The 19,925-nt window shown below is 44.4% G+C and carries 15 protein-coding genes; 7 read left to right on the forward strand and 8 right to left on the reverse strand.

The genetic code is table 11. The features are described from left to right. Positions 1 to 53 precede the first annotated feature (53 nt). Positions 54 to 833, forward strand: a complete 780-nt coding sequence (gene hisA, locus MARME_RS13060; RefSeq protein ID WP_013661731.1) for a phosphoribosylformimino-5-aminoimidazole carboxamide ribotide isomerase — start codon at positions 54 to 56, stop codon at positions 831 to 833. A 286-nt stretch (positions 834 to 1,119) separates the two neighbouring features. Here hisA and MARME_RS13065 read toward each other — a convergent pair whose 3' ends face one another. Then, positions 1,120 to 2,544, reverse strand: a complete 1,425-nt coding sequence (locus MARME_RS13065; RefSeq protein WP_148231031.1) for a peptidoglycan DD-metalloendopeptidase family protein — start codon at positions 2,542 to 2,544, stop codon at positions 1,120 to 1,122. 258 nt (positions 2,545 to 2,802) lie between these two features. Between MARME_RS13065 and MARME_RS13070 the strand changes: the two genes are divergently transcribed. Both MARME_RS13070 and MARME_RS13075 read left to right on the forward strand, forming a co-directional pair. Further along, positions 2,803 to 3,639: a formate dehydrogenase accessory sulfurtransferase FdhD gene (locus MARME_RS13070; protein ID WP_013661733.1), complete on the forward strand. Its 837-nt coding sequence runs from the start codon at positions 2,803 to 2,805 to the stop codon at positions 3,637 to 3,639. Positions 3,640 to 3,648: 9 nt separating this feature from the next. Beyond that, positions 3,649 to 5,961, forward strand: coding sequence for an FdhF/YdeP family oxidoreductase (locus MARME_RS13075; protein WP_013661734.1), 2,313 nt, complete (start codon positions 3,649 to 3,651; stop codon positions 5,959 to 5,961). A 109-nt stretch (positions 5,962 to 6,070) separates the two neighbouring features. Here the strand turns inward: MARME_RS13075 and MARME_RS13080 are convergent, their stop codons facing one another. The 6 genes from MARME_RS13080 to MARME_RS13105 all read right to left on the reverse strand — a co-directional run bounded on the left by MARME_RS13080 (position 6,071) and on the right by MARME_RS13105 (position 14,168). After that, entirely contained in the window at positions 6,071 to 7,390 is a 1,320-nt protein-coding gene (locus tag MARME_RS13080) for a methyl-accepting chemotaxis protein (RefSeq protein WP_013661735.1), read from the reverse strand. A 342-nt stretch (positions 7,391 to 7,732) separates the two neighbouring features. Continuing rightward, positions 7,733 to 9,589, reverse strand: a complete 1,857-nt coding sequence (locus tag MARME_RS13085) for a feruloyl-CoA synthase (RefSeq protein WP_013661736.1) — start codon at positions 9,587 to 9,589, stop codon at positions 7,733 to 7,735. A gap of 141 nt (positions 9,590 to 9,730) precedes the next feature. Further along, positions 9,731 to 10,498, reverse strand: coding sequence for a 3-hydroxyacyl-CoA dehydrogenase (locus MARME_RS13090; protein ID WP_013661737.1), 768 nt, complete (start codon positions 10,496 to 10,498; stop codon positions 9,731 to 9,733). Between the two features lie 23 nt (positions 10,499 to 10,521). Then, positions 10,522 to 11,283 carry a crotonase/enoyl-CoA hydratase family protein gene (locus tag MARME_RS13095; protein ID WP_013661738.1) on the reverse strand — a complete coding sequence of 254 codons (762 nt, stop codon included), beginning with the start codon at positions 11,281 to 11,283 and terminating at the stop codon, positions 10,522 to 10,524. A gap of 33 nt (positions 11,284 to 11,316) precedes the next feature. Then, on the reverse strand, positions 11,317 to 12,525 hold the full coding sequence (locus MARME_RS13100; protein ID WP_013661739.1) for a thiolase family protein: 1,209 nt from the start codon (positions 12,523 to 12,525) through the stop codon (positions 11,317 to 11,319). 86 nt (positions 12,526 to 12,611) lie between these two features. Then, positions 12,612 to 14,168 carry an acyl CoA:acetate/3-ketoacid CoA transferase gene (locus tag MARME_RS13105; protein ID WP_013661740.1) on the reverse strand — a complete coding sequence of 519 codons (1,557 nt, stop codon included), beginning with the start codon at positions 14,166 to 14,168 and terminating at the stop codon, positions 12,612 to 12,614. Between the two features lie 278 nt (positions 14,169 to 14,446). Here MARME_RS13105 and MARME_RS13110 point away from each other — a divergent pair, with 278 nt between their 5' ends. The 4 genes from MARME_RS13110 (at position 14,447) to MARME_RS13125 (ending at position 18,281) form a co-directional block, all read left to right on the forward strand. After that, entirely contained in the window at positions 14,447 to 15,499 is a 1,053-nt protein-coding gene (locus MARME_RS13110) for a TRAP transporter substrate-binding protein (protein WP_013661741.1), read from the forward strand. Between the two features lie 196 nt (positions 15,500 to 15,695). Continuing rightward, the gene (locus tag MARME_RS13115) at positions 15,696 to 16,202 is read left to right on the forward strand and encodes a TRAP transporter small permease (protein ID WP_013661742.1); all 507 of its coding nucleotides are present in this window, start codon (positions 15,696 to 15,698) and stop codon (positions 16,200 to 16,202) included. Then, positions 16,195 to 17,514: a TRAP transporter large permease gene (locus MARME_RS13120; protein WP_013661743.1), complete on the forward strand. Its 1,320-nt coding sequence runs from the start codon at positions 16,195 to 16,197 to the stop codon at positions 17,512 to 17,514. Before MARME_RS13115 ends, MARME_RS13120 begins: the two co-directional genes overlap by 8 nt. A 311-nt stretch (positions 17,515 to 17,825) precedes the next feature. Beyond that, entirely contained in the window at positions 17,826 to 18,281 is a 456-nt protein-coding gene (locus MARME_RS13125; RefSeq protein WP_013661744.1) for a MarR family winged helix-turn-helix transcriptional regulator, read from the forward strand. Between the two features lie 59 nt (positions 18,282 to 18,340). Here the strand turns inward: MARME_RS13125 and MARME_RS13130 are convergent, their stop codons facing one another. After that, complete coding sequence (locus MARME_RS13130) at positions 18,341 to 19,747, reverse strand: coniferyl aldehyde dehydrogenase (protein WP_013661745.1); 1,407 nt, start codon at positions 19,745 to 19,747, stop codon at positions 18,341 to 18,343. Between the last annotated feature and the right edge of the window lie 178 nt (positions 19,748 to 19,925).

A 19,925-nucleotide genomic window follows, 5' to 3' on the forward strand; every position in this document is an offset into this window, starting at 1 on the left:
TTTACAATTATTCATTCCCCATATCGAAAATGACACGCTCATACGGAGTACCAGTGACACTATTTAGACCCTGTATCGATTTACACCAAGGCAAGGTAAAACAAATCGTCGGCGGCAGCCTGAATGACAGCGGAGCAACAGAGAACTTCATCAGTCAATATGACGCAGAATACTATGCAGACCTTTATAAAAAGCATGGGCTAAAAGGCGGACACGTTATCGCTCTTGGAAAGGACAAAAAGAACCACGAACAAGCCATTTGTGCCTTGCGAACCTACCCAAACGGATTACAGTATGGTGGCGGTGTCACAGCCAAAAACGCAACCGAGTATTTAAAAGCAGGCGCTTCGCACGTCATTGTTACTTCCTATCTATTTAAAAATGGGGCTTTTTCTTGGGATCGTCTGGATAAAATAAAACGTGAAACGGGCGTAGATCGTCTTGTGCTAGACCTAAGCTGCCGTCGCACCAAAGATGGCTGGTATATTGCCACCAACCGCTGGCAGACCGTTACATCCACAGCCATTAATGAAGAAAATCTTTATGAATTCGCGCAGCATTGCGACGAATTCTTGATACATGCTGCCGATGTCGAAGGGCTGCAAGCTGGTATTGATGAAGAATTAGTGGCACTAATCGGCAAACACAGCCCAGTCAATGCGACCTACGCTGGGGGCGCTCGCTCTTTAGAAGACCTGAAAAAAGTCCAAACCCTGTCTGATGGAAATGTCGACTTAACAATTGGCAGCGCATTGGATATTTTCGGCGGTTCCGGCGTCAACTTAGAAGAATGCATTGGTTGGAACAAACAAGCAGCCGCTGAACCGGCTTAAAGCAACTTATTCAGTCTTATCACCCCGAACTCATTGCATAACACTGCGTAGTATGTATTTTGGCAAGCTTAACTGCCCCAAAGCGCCTTCCCATGAAGAAAAAAGCCGCCCCATAAATACTATGGGGCGGCATTCAAAGCTAAAATCACGAAGCTATAAGATAAAGGGGACACCTTGATGAGATCACTTTCAAACCAAGATAAAGAGTGAGACTCCCCCTGTTTGCTTAAGTTCCACTAAATTCATTACATTTATTAAAAAATCAGATAAAACGTCAAAATAGCTGCTACAAATTATCCGTCGCATCCATCATGCCGTCCCATGCCGCAACGTGCTCTTCAAACTCAGATCGCTCTTTCTTTGGGATCGATTGCATCGTCGGAATTCTAGCCGTCATGGGGTTAACCGGACGCCCATTAACATGCAGCTCGTAATGCAAATGCGGCCCAGTGACGCGCCCTGTGCTTCCCGATAGAGCAATAACCTGCCCTCGCTTTACGCGCTGACCTTTGCGAACCAATATCTTACTTAAATGCAAGAATCGCGTGCTGTACTTACCGATATTATCGATAACGAGATACCGACCCGCATATCGATGATTCGCCGTACGCGTCACAATACCATCCCCCGTGGCAATGATCTTTGTGCCATTCGGCGTACCGATATCGGTGCCATTATGGGGAGATAGACGCCCCGTAACAGGGTGTCGGCGATTTGGATTAAACTTGGATGTGATACGGTATTTCTGCAATGTCGGCCAACGCCTCAATGCGGGTGTCAAACTCTGAGCTTTTTCATCGTAGTAACGACCATCATTGTGTAAAAACGCCTGATAATAATTACCACGTACTTTAATACGCACAGCCTCAAGCTGGCGGCCTCCCACCAGCTCGCCATCTACATCGCCTTGCTTAAACACGGCATCAAACGTATCGCCTGCACGCAAATCTCGACGGAAATCGAAGCGATTCTTCAACAACTCACTAATGACCATGATGTTACGATCTTTCAGGCCAGCACGTTTTGCCGATAAATAGAAACTGCCTTTAACCTTGCCATGCGCGGTTTCATGGCTCCAGTTAATCTTTTTAAGCTCTTCCTTGTAGACAAAGCCGCCATTATCGTGGCGTTCATAAGCAATGGTTTTACTAGGGTCTATCCGACGTGACAATCTCGTAAGCTCGTTCTTCTCATCTATTTCAAAACGCAGTCTATCGCCAACTTGAAGCGGCTCTAATACCAAATACTCTTGGTCCGCCTCTAAGATGTTATATAACGTATTGGTTGCTATGCCATATTTTTGGAAAATGGCCTCCAATGTATCACCAGACACAATGGTGTGCTCAATGAGACTTGGCTTAGGTGCTTCTTTACGCACTTCTTCTATAGAGCTATCAATGAGGTCTGATGACTTTCCATTAGACGTATCGGGAGCTGAATCGAGAAGATCCCCCTGACCAATGCGCTCAGTGCTTGACGTCATAGAAGGAATGCTATGAATGGCAATCTTCGGAGGCTCGGGAATCGTGCCCTCAATCGGCGCTAAACTTATTTTATTATTTGGAAGCGCGTCATACTCGTCTTCTCTGGAATCATCAGAGACCATGCTTTCATAAATGCTTAAAAAAAGCACAAAAACGGATACTAATATGACTATCCAAAGGCGAGGGCCTGACGGCATCCATCCAGACCTTCTGTGTATACGTGACATACTGCGTACTTCTTAAACTCTTTGCGTTAAATTAAATGGACAGTCTATCGAAGGTACGCAGAAGCACAAGACAAAATATCAAATAGATGACCTAAGCAAGGATCTTTCTACAAAATATCCTCAAAGACGGCCGTATTATCTTAAATAAAGATAGCCGCCGAGCATTTTTTAAACACTAAAACACAAACATGATTGTCCTCATGACGTACATAGTCGTAAGATATTCACCCAAACAATAACCTCAGATAGATCAAGCGCATGACCTCTTCGAACGTTAATGAGACAGTAACCACTGATTACGTCACTCCCGACGGGCAGCAATATAGGCAAACCATCGTTAACGAAGTTCCTGTTGCGATCTCGATCGAAGGTATCAGTTATTCCGTCATGATGATCACACCGGTAGACACCGAAGCCTTCGTTATAGGTTTTTTATTTACCGAAGGCATTATCGATACCTTTAATGAAATCAAAGATATCGTCCTATCTGAAACACAGATCCCCAATACTCAGAATATAGGTCTATTGGCAGACGTTACGCTAACGAGCAGAAAACTGTCTCAATTTAAACATCATCGACGCACAAGACTTGGTAAAACTGGCTGCGGTCTTTGCGGAATAGAATCGTTAGATCTCGCTTTTCCCAAAATTGACCATAAAATAGACGACGAAAATACGGACATAAAGGGTATGGAGCCCCACTCTATCGCTGAGCTCGATACCATGATTCTTAACACGGCTAGAGAGACATTGACGCGACATCAAGAGATTGGACGGACGGTGGGCGGCATACACTGTGCAGTCATCCTGAACAACAAAGGACAAGTAGAGAGTAGCGCAGAAGACATTGGTCGCCATAATGCTCTCGATAAAGCAATCGGAAAACAGTTAAAGCAAAACAATACGATGGCGTTCCAGCACTGCATCATGACAAGCCGATGCAGCACAGAATTAGTACAAAAAGCAGCGCGTGCGAATCTTGCTAGCTTAATCCATTTAGCCTCACCGAGCAGTTTAGCGGTGCAGATGGCAAAAAATGCAGGTATACGAATCGTACATATACCGAGAGTCGACTCACCCAGAGTCTATGCATAGGAAAGAATAATGACAAAAAAAGACGACACCCTTGACCCTTACAAAGGCCCTGCGGGTGGTTGGGGTGCACTTCAAAGCACAACAAAACACCTTCTACAGAGCAACAATGCCGTTCGCAATATCAATACGCTCTTAAAAACCAATCAACCACAAGGGTTCGACTGTCCAGGTTGTGCATGGGGTGAAAAACACGATCCGTCTCGTATACGGTTTTGTGAAAACGGTGCAAAAGCCGTTAACTGGGAAGCCACCAGTCGCAAAGTTGATTCTGAATTTTTCGAAAAACACAGTGTCTCTTGGTTAAAAGAGCAATCCGATTACTTTTTAGAGTATCAAGGCCGCTTAACCGAGCCAATGCGCTACAACCCTAAAACGGATCACTACGAACCCATTAGCTGGCAAGAAGCCAGCCAACAAATCGCGGCAAAGCTTAAGTCACTAGACTCTCCTAATGAAGCGGCATTTTATACGTCGGGCCGAGCGAGTAATGAAGCTGCGTTTCTATATCAACTGTTTGTCCGCGCGTACGGCACCAATAATTTTCCTGATTGCTCTAACATGTGTCACGAAGCAAGTGGTTACGCATTAACAGGCAGCATTGGCATCGGTAAAGGAACCACCACCATTGAAGACTTTGAGCATGCCGACGCCGTGTTTGTCTTTGGTCAAAACCCCGGCACAAACCACCCAAGAATGCTAGACACATTGAGAGAAGTGGTTGAACGCGGCGCTCAAGTATTAACGTTTAATACGTTACGTGAACGAGGGCTAGAACGCTTCCAGCACCCTCAAAACCCAGTTGAAATGCTAACCAATGGTTCAAAACCTCTTAATACTGCGTATTTCACCCCTAAGATAGGTGGAGACATGGCAGCAGTGCGCGGCATTGTGAAATTGCTACTGGAAAAAGAAGACCAAGGCGAATCCATCCTCGATTGGGATTTTATCAATGAGCATACGTCTGGTATTAAAGAATACCTTTGTCAAGTTCGTTCCACGAGTTGGGATGTCATTTTAACGCAATCCGGCTTATCCATGGATGAGCTGCAACACGCCGCAAACGTATACTGTCAGAGCGATAAGGTTATTTGTACATGGGCGATGGGAATCACTCAACACAAACATTCTGTGGCCACCATTCATGAAATCGTTAATTTTTTAAGTCTACGTGGCAATATCGGTAAAACGGGATCAGGTGCTTGCCCAGTACGCGGACACAGCAACGTACAAGGGGATCGTACTATGGGAATCAACGAAAGGCCTTCCGATGCCTTTCTCGATGCCATGCAACGTCATTTCAATTTCACCCCGCCTCGCAACCACGGCCTAGCCGTTGTGCCAACCATTCAAGCTATGTTAGATGGAAAGATAAAAGCCTTTGTTGCGCTTGGTGGTAACTTTGCTGTGGCGACACCGGACTCAGAGTTAACCTCTAAAGCATTGTCGAATTGCGATCTAAACGTTCAAATTAGTACCAAGTTAAACCGATCGCACCTGGTTACCAGCCCAAACAGCTATATACTTCCCTGTTTGGGACGCACCGACATCGATATGCAAAATGGCGTCCCGCAAAAAGTGACAGTAGAAGACTCATTCAGCATGGTGCACTCATCAGGCGGCGTAGTAACACCTCTCAGTGAACAGCAGAAATCGGAACCCTACATTATTGCCCTACTAGCAGACGCAGTATTGGGCTCACACCCAATCGACTGGATGAAAAAAGTAGGAAACTACGATGACATTCGAAACGATATTGCGCAAACGATTCCAGGCTTTTCCGACTTCAACGAACGATTAAGCGCACCGGGCGGCTTTTATTTAGGTAACAGCGCGCGCGAGCGTCAATGGAACACCCCGTCTAACAGCATTTTAATACACTCACATGCGTTACCCGACCATATTTTGCATGATAAAACACGATCTCAGATAACGGACAAAACACTGATACTTCAGACGCTTAGATCTCACGACCAATACAACACCACTATTTACGGTTTAAATGATCGATATCGAGGGGTAAAAGGCGAACGTAGAGTGATATTTATGAACCCAGCAGACATCGAGCGATTAGGGTTCAGGGGAGAGCAACGTGTGGACATCACGTCTTTGTGGGATGACGATATCGCTCGAACCGCCAAAGGCTTTAAGTTAGTCCCTTATGATATCCCTGTTGGGAACATTGCCGCCTATTACCCAGAAACCAATCCCTTAGTCCCTCTTGAGAGCGTTGGAGACCACAGTCAAACGCCAACATCAAAAAGCATCGCTGTCGAGCTTTCTGAGTCTGAACTGGATGAGTCGTATATTGCTCATAAAAACTAAAACATCGTCTAAGACAGCATAACTAAAACGGGTCTGGTACAAATATACAATGCACCAGACCCGCTAAAACCATAAGGCGTATTCAGGCCTTATCTAGTTATCTAGTTATCTAGTCGCTAAGACGACTAGCAAACTGTTCTACCGCCTGAACCACTTCACGAGCACCTTGTTGAATATCAACAATAACCTCGCCCGCCTCATTTGCGTATTCTAAGCCTTGCTCTGCTTGTTTACGCCCTTCTTCGACCAAATTTACGGCCTTAGTGGCAAGCTCTTGATTTCGTTGGACAACGTCCGCAATTTCTTCGGTCGCTTTCGATGTGCGAGACGCTAATTGACGAACTTCATCAGCAACGACAGCAAAGCCTCGACCTTGCTCACCTGCACGGGCCGCTTCAATGGCCGCATTCAATGCAAGTAAGTTGGTCTGCTCCGCAATGTCACTAATACTCTTGATAATCTCGCCTACTTTTTGTGACTGATCATCAAGATCCGCAATCCCGGTCGCGGCCATCGTCATCTGATGAGAGAGTCCACCCATGACCTCAACGGTGTTCTTAATGATCTCGGATCCTTTAACTGCCGTGGTATCGGTTGTTTGAGAAGTGTCATAAGCAATGCTAGCGGCTTTGTTAATAGCTAATTCTTGATTCACTTGATCCGTGATAAGCGTCGCGAATTTTACCACTTTATACAGTTTTCCCTGCGCATCGGAAATTGGGTTGTAAGACGCTTCAAGCCACACGGTTTCCCCACGGCTGTCGATTCGCTTAAATCGACCTGCAACGAATTCACCACGGCGAAGTTTTTTCCAAAAGTCTCGATATTCAGCAGACTCCGCTTCTTCTGCAAAACAGAAGATACGGTGATGTTTACCCTCAAGTTGCTGCTTAGAGTAGCCCATAGCCATCAAGAAACGATCATTCGCATCAATAAAATTGCCGTCTAAATCAAACTCAATTTCCGCGGTTGACCTCTGGAGTGCATTGATTAGATTTTCATGTTCGATTGACGCTTCAATCGTTCTTGTCAAATTACTTCCGTAAACAACAAAGTGGTCTAACGCGCCTGACGCAGAACAAACAGGTTGAACAACAAATCGCAGCCACGCCTGCTTGTTCGTGCCGTCGATTAATTGCATTGCACCGGCCCAATGTTTACCTTCATTCAGTGCTTTCGACGCCAATCGATAATGATCGGATCCTCTCGCATCAGTAGGAACAAGGTCGATGAGTTTCTTCCCTAACACCGCATTCTCGGAATAATCCAGTTCAGAGAGAAAAAGTGAGTTCGCTTTTTCGATCACGCCAGAGACAGACACTTTTAAACTGATTAAATCACTGTCCATGCTCTTCACTATCTGACGCAATGAAGAAAGTTCTTCCTTTAACTGTGCGTTTTCACTTTTTAACTTATTCGACCCAAACATCTTCAACTCCAGTATTTGGTTTTAGGAAAAAGCAGACGATATTGAATCATCTTATATTTTTGTAACGTTCAACTTAGCTTTTAACAAGCCAATTGCAAACTAGATGTACTGGTATACACAAACCTGATCGTAATTGACATCAAATATCACACAAACGGTACAACCATTTACATACCAAATTACAATAAATTACATTTATATGCATAGAGTCAAGAAAGCACCAAGAATCCAATTGATTTCAACTAGTTAAGCGTTCTAAACAAAAAACGCAACTTATTAGCTGCGTTTTTTGTTTAGAGCAAAAATATTAAAGACTATTGTTTATTACACAATATTTGCACCTTATGTTAGCGAAATAACCGTCGCATCCGCTGGGTTTTGGTACATCAACTCAACCTTGTCTGCCCGATTCACTTGCACTGCAGTTTGGTTAAGAGAACCTTTATCCGTTACTTCGTGCGCGTCGATGGATGGCGGAGTACTTTGAACCTGAATTCGCTTAATGAGCGTCGAGCTTCCCGTGTTCGATTCGGCCAATTTGATAAGCTTCTCTTTGAACGCGCTAATCACCTCGGGCGAATTTAGCAAAGCGTCGACACTTAAGTCCTCAGCATCGGCAACCAAACCTCGGCAATGCGCAACATCAGGGAATACCAACCCTGTAATATAGCTTCGGTTTGTACCGCACACGACAATATCTTGAACGTAAGGTGCAAACGCTTCTATAAACTTCGCTTTTAAAACACCAGCATTCACCCATGTACCGCTGTCTAGCTTGAAGTTCTCTGATACACGACCGTCAAATCGGAAGCCTCGCTGCGGTTGTTCCGCGTCTAAATACGCAAATGCATCGCCTAAACAATAGTAACCCTCGTCATCAAATGCCTTAGCATTGACGTCTGGCATACGCCAGTAACCCGGCATGACGGTCACCGCTTTAACACGCGCCTCTAGTTTTCCTTGATTAGGAACCAGCTTTAAAGAAACACCCGGAGCCGGAACGCCAATAACACCAGAAGCGGACTCTTCAACAGAGGCAAACGTAGCGGACGGTGCTGTTTCTGTACACCCAAGCCCCGTTAACATAGGAATCTTTTTGCCCGTATATTGAATAGCAAGATTATCCAAATCATCCCAAATGTGTTGAGCTAAGCCAGCGGCAGCAAAAAAGGTAAACTGAAGACGAGAAAAGAATTTTTCAGCCAGTACAGAATCTTCTTTCAGCGTTTTTACCAATAACTCAAACCCTTTTGGCACGTTGAAATACACCGTAGGTGCGATTTCTGCGAGGTTCTTCAGCGTTTTATCAAAATCTTTAGGGGTCGGCTTACCATCATCGAGATAAAGCGAGCCGCCATTATAAAGTGCTATACCAACATTATGATTGCCGCCAAAAGTATGGTTCCAAGGAAGCCAATCCACCATCACAGGCGGTTGCTCAGTAAGAAAGCGCATTACTTGTCCGATCATCACTTGATTGGCACAAATCATTCGTTCGGTGTTCATCACCCCTTTCGGCATGCCTGTGGTGCCAGAGGTGAACAAGATTTTCGCAACCGTATCACCGTCAACGCGCTGATTTTCACGATCAATTGCAGGATCGATATCTGTATCCCAAAACTCTGAGAATGAGAACGTAGGATTTTGAATGCTGGTAGGTGTTACATCGCCATTAATGACGGCCACGGGCGTACTTACATCCTTACAAACGGATTTGATTGCTTTCTCGTAAGGCGCAAGAGTATCGACAACAACCAACCCTGGCGTTAATAAATCAAAGATGTGTTCAAGCTTCGAGTAATCCGTTGCAATCAATGAATAAGCAGGCGATACAGGGGCATGAGCGATTCCGACGTACATTCCGGCTAATGCCAGCATAAGATGCTCAACACTGTTTCCGCATAAGAAAATGATTGGACGCTCGACGCTAACAGGCTGCTTAATAAGCCATGACGCAATCTTACGAATTCTTTGCACCGCTTGTCGGTACGTTACCTTATCCCACTCCCCTTGATCGTTTCGCTGCGCGACAAACACGGTATCAGGTGTTTGCTCTGCCCAGTATTCCAGTCGGTCCGTCCAGCACCGAGCAAAATTATCCAAGGGCATTTGACTTTCAACTAACTGAGACCCGTCTTCACGATGGCTGACATTGATCGGGTGTGCTACCACATTTAGAGGATGAAAACCTGTGTTCATTTTCTGCTCCCAAACCACGTACTTATTTTTATGTGGCTTTTATTTCTTCTCTCTGGAGCTAACAAGACACAAAAGGCGTTTCATTCACGCAAATTGCATCTTATTAACATTGGTTTTTTCTTAACTTCGGCGCGTATTTTATTATTTTGCGGTCATACGAATTGCGCCATCCAAACGAATCACTTCGCCATTCAGCATACAATTCTCGATAATATGCTGAGCAAGTCCCGCAAACTCATCGGGGTCACCTAAGCGCGGAGGAAATGGTACTGCCTCTCCAAGTGATTTTTGAACCTCTTCTGGCAATACGTCCATCATAGGTGTTTTGAAAATGCCAGGGGCAATCGTCATTACACGAATACCAAAACGGGCCAGCTCTCTTGCAATAGGCAGCGTCATAGAGACCACGCCACCTTTTGATGCGGCATACGCGGCTTGGCCGATTTGCCCATCATACGCCGCCACAGAAGCCGTATTGATAATCACACCGCGCTCGGTCGTATCCAATGGCTCATTCGCCTGCATTTTATTCGCCGCTAAGCGAATCATGTTGAACGTACCCATAAGGTTGACGCGAATCGCTCTTTCAAATGTCTCAAAACGATGTGGCCCTTCACGACCAACCACGCGCTCCGCACCTGGGATACCTGCGCAGTTTACAACACCGTATATTGAACCAAATGCATTTTCCGCCGCATCCAAGCTTGCTTGTACTGACTCTTCGTTGGAAATATCCGTCACTGCATACGACACTCTTTCACCTAGGCTCTGCGCGACTCTCTTTAGCCCTTCTTCATTTACATCAGCAAGGCTCACGGAAGCCCCGAGTGAGTGCAGACGACGAGCAACCGCTTCCCCTATTCCTGATGCGGATCCTGTTACAACAAAATGATTACCTTTAACTTGCATAATAATCTCCTTCTGAGAATGGGTTAGGACTTTTTACGATTCAGAAAGGCGTCTATTCTCGCTTTAACTTCTTCGCTCGTTTGAGTAATACCGCACAGCAATGATTCCGTATATAACCCTTGATCTGCCGCCATGCTTTCAATATTACGCAGCCCTGTTGTCATAGCCCAATTGGAGTACTTTGAATTTTTTGCAATGCCTTGTGCGATTTCAAAGGCTTTTTGTAATGCTTGACCCTTTTCAACAACATAGTGGCCAAGTCCGATACGATAGCCTTCTTGGGCATCGACGTTTCGGCCCGTTAGCATCATTTCTGTCATTCGACTTGTGCCAATGACTTTCGCAACATTGACCGATGCGCCGCCACCAACAAAGATACCGTGCTTACCTTCTGGCAAACGATAAAACGTAGTTTCGTCTGTTACACGAACATGTGCCGTAATCGCCAGCTCCAATCCGCCACCTATAACAGCACCGTGCATCGCCGCAACAACCGGAATACCAGAGTTTGTAATGTGTCCAAATACGCGATGCCACATATTAGAATGCTTAACGACTTCAAACGGCTCACGTGCTTTATGTTCCGCAAGATCCAGTCCCGAACAAAACTCTGGACCACTGCCAGAAAAAACAATTACGCTGACGTCATCAGGAAGGTTGATAAAAGCATGCTCTATTTCTAAACATAAGCTGTCGTTAATCGCATTTTTCTTTTCTGGTCGATTTAACTCAAGGTGACCGACACCGTTGTCTACAGTGAAATTAATAAATTTGTATTCGCTCATAGATACCTCTGTATTATTATTCTTTGAATGCGATTAACGGTCCGAAACTCGTACAACCGTTGCCATTCCAGTGTCGCCTGCGGCACAACCTGTAAACAGTCCATAACCACCACCTTTAAGCACTAATTCCTCGATCAATTCGATGATCGCGCGCATACCGGTTGGGCCTTGAGGATGCCCCCAAATAAGCGAACAACCAAAGTTATTCATTTCCATCACATCAATTGAGAATGCTTTTGCTAGCGCAACATCATTGACCGCAAACGGGTTGTGCGTTTTGATGGCTTTTACATCCTTCATTTCGATGCCCGCCATTGCTAATGCACGTTTTGACGCTTCTATAGGTGCGGCAGGCATGTGTGCCAATTTATCGCGAGCTTGGCCAAAACCAATCAGTTCAACTTTAATTTCTGGTCGCGTGGCCAATTCTTGTGCTCTTTCAGAACGGCACATAATGACAGCTGCGTTACCGTCAGCTGGATGGGTTTGGTTCCCGTAGGTCACCACACCGCCTTCCATAATAGGTTTGAGTTTTTGCAGCCCTTCAAGCGTGGTTGGGAAAACACCTTCATCGCCAGTGAGAACCGTGTCTTCTTTCTTAAAATTAGGCGTTGGAACCGACATAGGCAACGTCATAAAACGCTTCTGAAACGCTTGATCGTCTTTTAGCGCATCTTGATATTGCTCATAACGACGTACCGTAACGTCATCCAGCTCTTCACGAGTGATATCAAATTGCTTCGCAACGTTTTCACCCGTTTGCAACATGGAATGCCCACCAACGCAGTCGTTCATCATGTTGTAGAAGACTTGATCCTCAGTTTTACCCTGCCCTCCAATGCCTCTAGGGTTTGGATAGTAAATATTAGGCCCATTTGAGCAACGATCCGCAGTCATAATTAATGACACGTCACTTAGTCCACAATCGACTTCTGTCGCTCCGGCAAACAGAACTCTTGCTCCAGTTGCACAAACCTGATTTATGGCATGGCCTGGTGTTCGTGTTGCACCGAGTTCATGAAGTGGCCATGGCGCACCGTTAAAAGACTGGTATTGATTTATCGTGATACCCAATACACCCGAATCAAAAATTTCCGGATCAATAGCACGCTTCGCTAATTCTTGTTTTGCAACGTGAGCGGCAAACTTCATAGAGTGCAGGTGCTGAAGAGAGCCCTGCCATTTTGTAAAGGGCGTAGACCAGTACGCACCATAAGGAATTTCTACATTCGAAAAAGCCATCTTGCTTGCCTCTTATTCTAATTCTTTAAGCTTGAGCCGCACATAGGACAACGGCTCATTTTGTTAATCACCTTGATAATTGCGGTCTACCCAATAATGTATTTTTCAAGACCGCCCCAACTCTCCTGAAAGATTTCTTCAGGCATGGTTTTCAGGTCTTCAGCAATAATAGGAGTGAACGCCATAGCACTTAATACATCACGCTCCAAATCCAATCCCGGTGCAATCTCTGTCAACACCATGCCTTCTTCTCTTAACTCTAAAACACACCGTTCGGTAATAAATAAAACAGGTTTTTTATTTGCTTGAGCGACCGCGCCACTAAAGGTTATATGGTCGACAGATTGGACAAACTTCTTAACTTTTCCTTCTTGAATCACCTTCGCTTGGCCGTTTTCAAACGACAATTTGGCTCCGTTCTCTAGCGTTCCGCAAAAGACCACTTTTTTGGCACTTTGAGAGATATTGATAAAACCGCCGGGGCCGACGACTTTAGGACCAAATTTACTGACATTTAAGTTGCCTAACTGATCAGCCTGAGCCAATCCTAAAAATGCGATATCAAGACCACCGCCATCATAAAAATCGAATTGGGCTTCGTGTTCAATGATGGCATCTGCGTTCCACGCCGCTCCGAAATCAGGACCTGACGCAGGAATGCCACCGTACGTGCCAAGCTCGGTTGTTAGCGTAAAGTGTCGAGTGACTTGCTCTTCCGCTGCGACACTGGCAACTCCATCTGGCATCCCTATTCCCAAGTTCACCATGACATTTGATTCAAGCTCCATCGCAGCGCGGCGAGCAATGACTTTCCTATCGCTGAAAGGCATGGGAGGAATAGCATTTAAAGGAACACGAGAATTACCCGCTAAGCCGGGGTTGTAAGTTGTTCCGATGGTTTGCATGTGATCTTCTTCCGGTGCCACTGTGATGTAATCCACCAGTACGCCCGGAACTTTCACTTCTTTCGGGTGGATAGAATGACGCTCAGCAATGAACTTAACTTGCGCAATGACAATGCCGCCTCTGTTCTTGACCGCCTGAGCCATCGGTAAAATTTCAGCCAACATCGCTTCTTCTTCTACAGACAAATTGCCGTCTTCGTCCGCTGTCGTTGCACGAATCACAACCACATCGAGTGGGAAGGTTTTGTACAATAGCCACTCTTCCTCTTCGATTGAGATTCGCTTGACCAAATCTTCTTTCGCAAGGGAGGTTACCTTTCCGCCGCTAACCAGTGGATCGACGTACGTTCCCATACCGATTTTCGTAATAACACCCGGTTTATTTCCGGCGATCTGACGCCACATGGTTGTCAGAACGCCCTGAGGGAGAAGGTAAGCCTCTATCTCATCTTCTGATATCATGTTCGCCATTTTGGGCGCTTGACCTGTATGTCCGGAGATAAGTCGCTTAACAAGGCCTTCATAAGCAAGGTGAGACATCCCCTTTCCTTTACCATCACCACAACCGCAATCGTGAATTAATGTAAGATTTTGTGGATGTCCTGTTTCCAAAAAGCGTTGTTCAACTGACTTTGCGACCGCTTCAGCAAAGAAAGACATACCAATAGTTGACCAAGCGACGGAGGCGTTATCGGGGATGAGTTCCGCCGCTTTTTCCAAAGAAATTATCTTGCTCATTACAATCCCTCATTGATTTTTTCTATTTATTTGCAAGGGTAAAAACCACTCTTTTAGTTGTATAACACAACTATTATAAAAACAAACATTTTTGGCTGTGTTTGCATTTTTTGAATACCGTCGGCGAAAAATTAAGCGTAGAGTTCATTGCAAATAAGCTAGGGCTGTGTCAAAAATATAGATAATCTTGAACCGTTTTGTGTTGATGCCGTAAAACAGTTCATTTGTTACGCACAAGAACACTAATTAAAACAAAAACAATCCTAAGGTGGTTATCGATGAAAAAGTTGAAAGCAAACGCTCTGGCTCTTTTAGCTGGTACAGTTTTATCAACAAGTGCATTACTCCCGGCACAGGCATTCGCAGAAGCTGAATATACATTCAAGCTTCATCACATGCTTCCTCCTATGTCTAACGCACAAGCTAATTTCCTAAAGCCATGGGCTGAGAAAATCGAAAAGCAATCCGATGGTCGAATCGACATCGAGCTTTACCCAGCGATGCAATTAGGCGGTAAGCCACCACAGCTATTTGACCAAGCTCGTAAAGGGATTGCAGACATTACTTGGACGGTTGGTGGATACACGCCAGGCCGTTTCCCAAAAGCAACCGCATTTGAGCTGCCATTCGTGCCTCTTTCTGCACGAATCACAAGTATGGCTCTGCAAGAATACGCAGAGACTGAAATGCAAGATGAACTGAAAGATGTTCACGTATTGGCTCTTCATACGCACTTCCCGGGCTCTTTCCATTCTCGTGAGAAAGACATCAAAACAATGGAAGATTTGGACGGCCTAAAAGTAAGAGCGCCAAACAAAATGATGGCCGGCGCATTGGGTATCCTTGGTGCAAATACGGTCTTTATGCCTGTTCCATCAATGCCAAGTGCCTTATCTAAAGGGGTAATTGATGTAACAGCGTTACCATTTGAAGTTGTTAAACCTCTTAAAATCCATGAACTTGCACCACATCATACAGAGTTCAAAGGTGATCGCGGGTTCTATACTCAGTTCTTCATATTCTCAATGAACAAGAAAGCCTACAACAGCCTACCGGACGATCTTAAGAAAGTGATCGACCAAAACTCAGGTGTACCACTAGCAGGCTTTATCGGTGATGCATTTGATGCATACGAAATCGGTGCACGCAAAGATGCAGTCGATCGTGGCAATACGTTCAGCACAATCGAAGGAGCGGAATACGATCGTTGGAAAGAGACGCTTGCACCCGTTACCGAGAAGTGGATTGAAGACATGAACGATGACGGATACGACGCAGAACGTCTACTTGAAAAAGCAAAAACACTGATCAAAAAGTATGAGAACTTCTAACTCTCGTTTACTGGCACTTCTGTAAAAAGCCACCTATTCTGTCGGACGACGACCTGTCGTTCGACAGCTTCAACGAACCATTGCTAAACGTTTATTTTAAATAATTTAAGATATGACTAGTGCTCAGTGTTATATAAAGCGCCATCAGGTTTGATGCGTTTTAAATAAACATGGGCAAATGATCAGGTGCTGTACGATGACTCTATTTACTGCTGATGTAAGTAAAACCCCTTTAGGAAAGCTCGCGTATGTTTTTGCGCTCATGGGCGGACTCGTTATTTTTAGCATTGCCGCTGTCACGGTTATAAGTATCGTGGGTAGAACAACGATTGGCCAATCAGTGGAAGGCGATTATGAAATCACTGAGATGGGGTTAGCTATTGCGGTCTTTTTCTTTCTACCATTGTGTTATGTGCGACGTGGACACATCGTCGTCGACCTCTTTACGGCTCATTGCACAGACAAAACTATTCGCTTTTTAGATTCCATTGGCGATCTTCTTTTTACGGTATTTTCCATTGTTTTTGCCTATCGATTAGCTCTCAGTGGCATAGAGGCAAATGAATATTTTGAGCAATCTATGATTTTAGAATTACCCGCTTGGTGGATGTACGTCGCAGGGGTCATATCCATGTCGCTTTGCAGCGTATGTGGTTTATACAATTTAACGGCGGCGGTTCTAGGAGGTAAACACAATGACTAACATTGAATTAGCGTTTGTCATGATGGGCTTACTGCTTGTTCTTATGAGCATACGGATCCCAATCGCTGTCTCCATGATGGTGTGTGGTGCCATTGGTTATTCTTTTATTGGCGGCACACCTGCCCTCATGGAATACTTAGGAACATCACCGGTTTCGAAGTTTTCAGGTTATGATCTGTCGGTTGTTCCTCTGTTTCTCCTAATGGGAGAGCTGGCGACACGCTCCGGCATTACCGCAGAGCTTTTCAAAACATGTAATACGTGGATCGGACGTCAACGCGGTGGTATAGCAATGGCGGCCGTAGCGGGATGCGCGGCTTTCGGAGCAATCTGTGGCTCCTCCTTGGCGACCGCTTCAACCATGGGTAAAGTTGCCTTACCCGAAATGAAACGCCTTAAATACTCAGGCAGCTTAGCTGCTGGGGCATTGGCTGCTGGTGGGACATTAGGTATTTTAATTCCGCCGTCTATGGTATTGATCATTTTTGCCGTTTTAACCGAACAAAATATTGCAAAAATGTTCATCGCTGCATTCATTCCAGGTTTTTTAGCGGCATTTGGATACATTGTTGCAATCGCTGTGTACGTACGTATTTACCCAGATTCTGGGCCTCGCGGTGAAAAAACAACCTTCATGCAAAAGCTAAAATCCACAAAAGATGTCTGGCACATCACAGGGATTTTCTTAGTCGTACTTGGAGGAATTTACTTTGGATTATTTACCCCAACAGAAGCCGCTGCGGTAGGCGTAATTCTTACAGCATTGCTTGCAATAACTCACGGTAAAATGCGTACGGACGGACTTTTGGAATGTCTAACGCGCACAGCGGTTTCCTCTGCCATGATTTTCTTTATCGTGTTGGGTGCCGACCTCTTCAGCGTATTTATTGCGTTGTCTAAACTGCCTGACATGGGTGTTGAGCTTATCTCTAACTCTGGATTGTCTCCTTACACTATTTTGGTGTTAATGCTGCTCACGTACTTGGTAATGGGGTGTTTTCTAGACAGCCTTGCAATGATTCTACTGACGATTCCGATCTACTTCCCTATGATTATATCGATGGATTTTGGAATACCTGTAGAAGATCTCGGCATTTGGTTCGGCATACTGGCTTTGATCGTTGTAGAGGTTGGATTGATAACCCCGCCAGTCGGTATGAATGTCTTTATCATCAAATCATTTGATAAAGATCTTAAACTGAAAGAGTGTTTCAAAGGTGTCGTACCCTTCCTTATCTCTGATGTGGTTAGGGTCGCTCTTCTGATCTTATTCCCAAGCATTACACTTGGCCTCGTCCATCTGATTGCTTGATTGTAAAAACAATGTAGCGGGAAGCAAACGCTCAATTTTTGATGCGATGCTTCCCGCTGTTGAATCGACCAGAATTAAAATAAGCTAACCCTGAATTTAGTCCAGATAATCTATTAAGAGCCAAATAATCTCTGAACAATTCTTCTGATATACGCTGAAAAGGAAGTCAGTTTTCATGTTAATTGCAATTTGTATTACAATCACACCCTTACGTAATCTATAAAACCCCTAAATAAAAATATCGTCATTGCAAGTAGATGCTATTAACCTAAAAAATAACAATCGATTACGAACTATTTCTAAGGAATGCTATGTCACCCGAAAACAAAGATGCAGATAACAAAATTGATTACGGTCTACTCGATAAGGTCGTCGGATACCGTCTAAGAAGAGCACAAATGAACTTCTTCGCTACCTTTAGCGAAGTCTTCTCGGATTTAGGCATTAGCCCTGGTTTATTCGCAGTGATCGCTCTTGTGGAGAGCAACCCTGGAAGAACACAAACCGCAATCGCTCAAGCCTTAGGCAATGACAGATCCGCCATGGTCGCAGCGGTAGATAAGCTTGAAAAAATGAAAATCATTGAACGCCGACCTTCAAAATCAGACCGTCGCTCATATGCATTGTATATGACTCAAACAGGAAATGACTTTTTCAAAACAGCGAGCAAACGAGTCATGGATCATGAAAAAGAGATGACCTCTTGTTTAAAAGACGAAAAAGAGGTCGCTTGGCTACTGGAAACACTGAGAACCCTTTCAGACTAAGCTACTATACAAGACCCTGAATATCGGTTCGATTGGCCCCAAATAAATGCAGGGAAGCATTAGAAAAATATCTTCTTAAGCATTTTTTTAAGCGTTGTATTTAAAGGCGGATAAAACAAGTGTCCAGTATAAAATTTACCTTTTATATGGATCGGCTTAGCCTTCGATAAACTCAAAAAACCTTCTGGTCCGTGGTATTGCCCCATTCCCGACTCTCCTACACCACCAAACGGCAAATCGTCTTGAATCAAGTGAAACAAAGTATCATTAATACACACGCCACCAGAATGTGTTTTATCTAACACGGCGCGTTGAGCCACCTTATCATCGCTAAAACAATACAGGGCTAACGGACTAGGTCGATCATTTATAAAATCCAGTGCGTCGGCTAATGTATCGTATGCGATGATAGGCAAGATAGGCCCAAATATCTCCTCTTGCATTAAATCTGGCGCACCCTCTATTTCGCTGACTAAATGTAATGACAGTTTTTTCGTCTTTGAAAAGTCTTCATTGGCCGGATTAAGCTGTATGACATTCGCACCTTGTAATTTCACATCTTCAATCATCTTTTCAAGACGAGCTTTGTGTTCTTCTGAAATGATCGATGTATAGTCTTGATTGTCTACAACAGAGGGATACATGTCTTGAAAGGCGTGCTCGAGTTCTTCTAAAAAGCAATTTACCTGTTCTTTGGGAACCAGCGCATAATCAGGTGCGACACATGTCTGACCGCTGTTAACGCACTTTCCGAAGCAAATTCTTTGCGCCGCTTTTCTAATATTGAAATCTTCACATACTAATGCAGGGGACTTTCCCCCTAGCTCAAGTGTAACCGGAGTTAAATTCTTCGACGCCGCTTCCATAACCTTCTTACCCACACTGGTTGATCCAGTGAATATAAGATGATCCCAAGCCATTGAAGAAAAATAAGCAGCGAAATCAGCGTCACCCTCAACAAGGGCAACGTGTTCAGGCGGAAATGCTTTTTCGACAATATGCTGCAATACTTTGTTGGTCTCGGGCGTCAGTTCTGACGGTTTTATGATGGCGCGATTACCTGAAGCTAATGCATAGATTAATGGCACAAGTGCCAGTTGAATGGGGTAATTCCAAGGAGACATGATCCCAACAACGCCCAAAGGCTGATACTCCACTTTATTTATCGCTGGCCAATAAACAATGCCAACCTTTCGTAAAGACGGTCTCATCCATTTCTTGAGGTGTTTAGATACATACTTAATCGCATCAATGCACACCTGTATTTCTGCTATATTCGTTTCATCTGTGGAACGCCCACCAAAATCGGTATCAACAGCTTCAATTAATGCATTATGGTTTTCATATATTGAGTGCTTAAGCTGATTAAGGTTATTTAACCGGATCGACAAAGGTTCATTGGGTTGAGCTAAGAAAGCCTTTTTTTGAGTGTCAAGAAGCGAATCAAGTTGTAAAAAAGGATTCATAGCGGACCTTTAAAGTTATTTCATCAAGACATTAATATGCACCAAAAACATATGATTTACAAAAGCCAATAACTAATGCATTATAATAGTCTATGAATATATACGCTTTAATAAATATAGATTATGAAAATATAAACATATGCGTCGTTATATAATCGACCCCCTTCAAAATGTAATT

The organism is Marinomonas mediterranea MMB-1, from assembly GCF_000192865.1.
Classification (GTDB): Bacteria; Pseudomonadota; Gammaproteobacteria; order Pseudomonadales; family Marinomonadaceae; genus Marinomonas; species Marinomonas mediterranea.